General features: G+C 72.5%; 4 protein-coding genes. 3 read left to right on the forward strand and 1 reads right to left on the reverse strand.

All coding sequences use genetic code 11. The features are described from left to right. A partial coding sequence (locus AB0C29_RS40275) for a LysR family transcriptional regulator (protein WP_360832164.1) occupies positions 1-341 on the reverse strand: 341 nt, incomplete at its 3' end. A 98-nt stretch (positions 342-439) separates the two neighbouring features. Between AB0C29_RS40275 and AB0C29_RS40280 the strand changes: the two genes are divergently transcribed. The 3 genes from AB0C29_RS40280 to AB0C29_RS40290 all read left to right on the forward strand — a co-directional run. Further along, a complete protein-coding gene (locus AB0C29_RS40280; protein WP_360832165.1) occupies positions 440-1,828 on the forward strand; it encodes an LLM class flavin-dependent oxidoreductase in 1,389 nt (462 codons plus the stop codon). Continuing rightward, positions 1,825-2,829, forward strand: a complete 1,005-nt coding sequence (locus AB0C29_RS40285; RefSeq protein WP_360832168.1) for an LLM class flavin-dependent oxidoreductase — start codon at positions 1,825-1,827, stop codon at positions 2,827-2,829. The genes AB0C29_RS40280 and AB0C29_RS40285 overlap by 4 nt, the downstream gene beginning before the upstream one ends. 1 nt (position 2,830) lies before the next feature. Next, on the forward strand, positions 2,831-3,239 hold a 409-nt coding region (locus tag AB0C29_RS40290), incomplete at its 3' end, for a hypothetical protein (RefSeq protein ID WP_360832171.1).

Below are 3,239 nucleotides of genomic sequence, written 5' to 3' on the forward strand. Positions count from 1 at the left end.
CGCTGGAGCTGACCCCGGGCGCGGTGAGCCAGGTGGAGCGCCGGCTGGAGGGGGCAGGTGTCCGGTCGCTGGTCGTGCGGGACGGCCGCGGCTCGGGGGTCTCCGCCGCCGGCGAGGTGCTGCTGGCCCGGGCCCGCCGGATCCTCGCCGTCGGCGGTGAACCGCGAGCCGCGGCCGTCCCGCTCGACCAGCGTGCGGTCCAGTGCCGCCTCCAGCCGGCGCACGTGCTGGCTCACCGCGCCCTGGGTCAGGTGCAGCGAGGCCGCGGCCCGCTGGAAGCCGCCGCAGTCCGCGACCGCCACGAAGCTGCGCAACGGCGCGATCCCCAGCATCCTACTCATCCCATGAGCTTACTAGGAATTGGATGAGCTGCCGTGATGGATTCCCATCACGTTCTTTCGTTGGACGGCGCGGCGCGGGCCTGCCGATACTCCTCACCATGCCCCGGAGAAACCTCAAGCTCGGCGCCGTCCTCATGGGGGTCGGTGGACCGGGCCAGCACGACACCTGGCTCAGCCCCGAGATCCCCGGCGACGCCAGCGTCGACATCCGCTGGTACATCGCCCGGGCCCAGCAGGCGGAGGCGGCGAAGTTCGACCACGTCTTCATCGTGGACAGCCAGTTCATCACCCCGGACTCGCCGCACCACTACCTCAACCGCCTCGAACCGCTCACCCTGCTGTCGGCGGTCGCCGTGCACACCTCGCACATCGGGCTGGTCGGCACGCTGACCACCTCGTACAACGACCCGTTCAACGTGGCCCGGCGGCTCGCCTCGCTCGACCTGATCAGCGGCGGCCGGGCCGGCTGGAACGTGGTGGCCACCGGCGACGGCGGCACGGCCGGCAACTACGGGCGCGCCGAGCACTACGACTACGCCACCCGCTACGGCCGGGCCCTGGAACACGTGCGGGTGGTCCAGGGACTGTGGGACTCGTACGAGGACGACGCGTTCCCGCGCGACAAGCAGGGCGGCGTCTTCTTCGACCGGTCCCGGCAGCACGTGCTGGACCACCGGGGCGAGCACTTCTCGGTCGCCGGGCCGCTGAACATCCAGCGCTCGCCGCAGGGCCAGCCGGTCATCTTCCAGGCCGGCGACTCGGACGAGGGCCGCGACCTGGGTGCGGGCATCGCCGACGCCATCTTCACCCACGCGCAGACCGTCGAGCAGGGCCAGGCGTTCGCCACCGACATCCGGGCCCGCGCCGCCGCCCAGGGCCGCGACCCCGAGAATGTGCTGATCGTCCCCGGCATCAGCCTGATCATCGGTGACACCGACGAGCAGGCCCGCGAGAAGGAACGCCAGTCGCTGGCCGGCAAGGACTTCCACCGCGCGCTCAAGGAACTGGGCCGCCCGTTCGGCTGGCACGACTTCACCCAGTACGACCTCGACGCGCCGTTCCCGGAGGTCGGCCACCTCGGCGCGCTCAGCTTCAAGACCCAGGCGGAGCAGATCACCCGGCTGGCCCGGGAGAACGGCTTCACCTTGCGCCAGACGGTGCAGCACTCGCTGGAGTCGCGGCGCTCGCCGTTCGTCGGCTCCGCGCTGACGGTCGCGAACGAGATCCAGCGCTGGTACGAGGCCGGGGCCTTTGACGGCATCAACGTGACGGTGACCGTACCCAGCGAATTCGCCCTGTTCACCGACCGGGTGCTGCCGATCCTGCGGGAGCGCGGCGTGGTCCGACGTGAGTACGAGGCCACCACCCTGCGCGGCAACCTCGGCCTGCCGATCCCGGAGAACGTGCATACGGCGGCCCGCCGCCTTTCCCCGGCCGGCCAACCTTCCCCGGCCGGCCAGCCCGGCCTGGTCCGGGGCCGGGCGTGAACACCACTTCGCGCTTCCGGCTCGGCTTCCTCACCCACGTGCAGGGTCGTGGCGACCTGGCCACCACCTACCGCGACGCCCAGGAGCTGTTCGTCGTGGCCGACGAACTGGGCTTCGACGTCGGCTGGGTGGCCCAGCACCACATCCCGCTCGGCGGCGGGGGACTGTCGTCGCCGTGGCCGTTCCTCGCCCACGCGGCCGCCCGGACCCGCCGGATCCGGCTCTCCACCGCGATCACCATCCTGCCGCTGGAGAACCCGATCCGCCTGGCCGAGGACGTGGCGGTGGTGGACGCGCTCAGCGGCGGACGGGCCGAGATCGGCGTGGGCAGCGGCGCCGGCCCGGAGGAGTACGCGGCCTTCGGCGCCGACTTCGACCAGAAACGCGAGCTGACCACCGCCGGCCTGGCCACCCTGCGCCGGGCCTTGTCGAATGAAGAGCTCGGCACGTCCGGCTTCTCGATCCAGCCGCCGGCGGGCGACTTCACCGACCGCATCTGGCAGGGCGTGTTCAGCGCCGCCGGAGCCCGGCACGCGGCCGCGGCCGGCACCAACCTGCTGCTCAACCGGGCCACCTACGGCTACGAAGAACCGACCGACGTGATCCAGCGCCCCTGGGCGGACGAGTTCCTGGCCGCCTGGGACCGCCCGCACCAACCCCGGATCGGCCTGTCCCGCTTCATCTTCCCGGCGCGGGACAAGCGCACCGCCCTGGCCCAGATCGGCGACGGCGTCCGGCGGGCCACCGAGGGCTTCGTGCGGCGGGGTGCCTTCCCGGCCGGGCTCGGCATCGAGGATCAGCTGCGCCGCTTCCACGCCTTCCACGGCCACCCCGACGAGATCATCGCGGGGCTGCAGGCGGAACGGGTGCTGCCGGTGGCCACCGACCTGATCGCCCAGTTCAACCCCGGCATCCCGGACCGCGACGCGGCGATCCGAGCCCTGGAACTCATCGCGACCGAGGTGGCGCCCGCCCTCGGCTGGAAACCGAAGGTGGACTGACATGACCGGCTACCGCGACTTCGCCGCGCCCGAGGGGGTCCGGGTCCGTGGCACGGTGCTCGTGCTGCCCGGCCGGGGCGAAAGCCAGGCGGGGTACGGGCGCTTCGGTGCCCGGCTGGCCGCCGACGCGTATCAGGTGCGGGTGCTGCCGCCCTCGGCCGACCTCTCTGTGGTTGACACTGCACTGAAGGAGGCGGTGAGCAGCATCGATCTCGTGCGCCCGCTGGTGCTGGCCGGGGCCGACGTGGGTGCGGCGGTTATCGCCGCGCTGGTGGCACGGTCGTCGGCCGAGGAGACGTGGTGGCCGGACGCCGTGGTGCTGGCCGGGTTGCCGGGCTACGGCGGGCGGCAGGGTGGGGGATGGGACGAGGAGCTCGACGTCCGTACCCACTGCCCGGTGCACCGCGGCG

The organism is Actinoplanes sp. NPDC048791, from assembly GCF_040650095.1.
Lineage (GTDB): Bacteria > Actinomycetota > Actinomycetes > Mycobacteriales > Micromonosporaceae > Actinoplanes.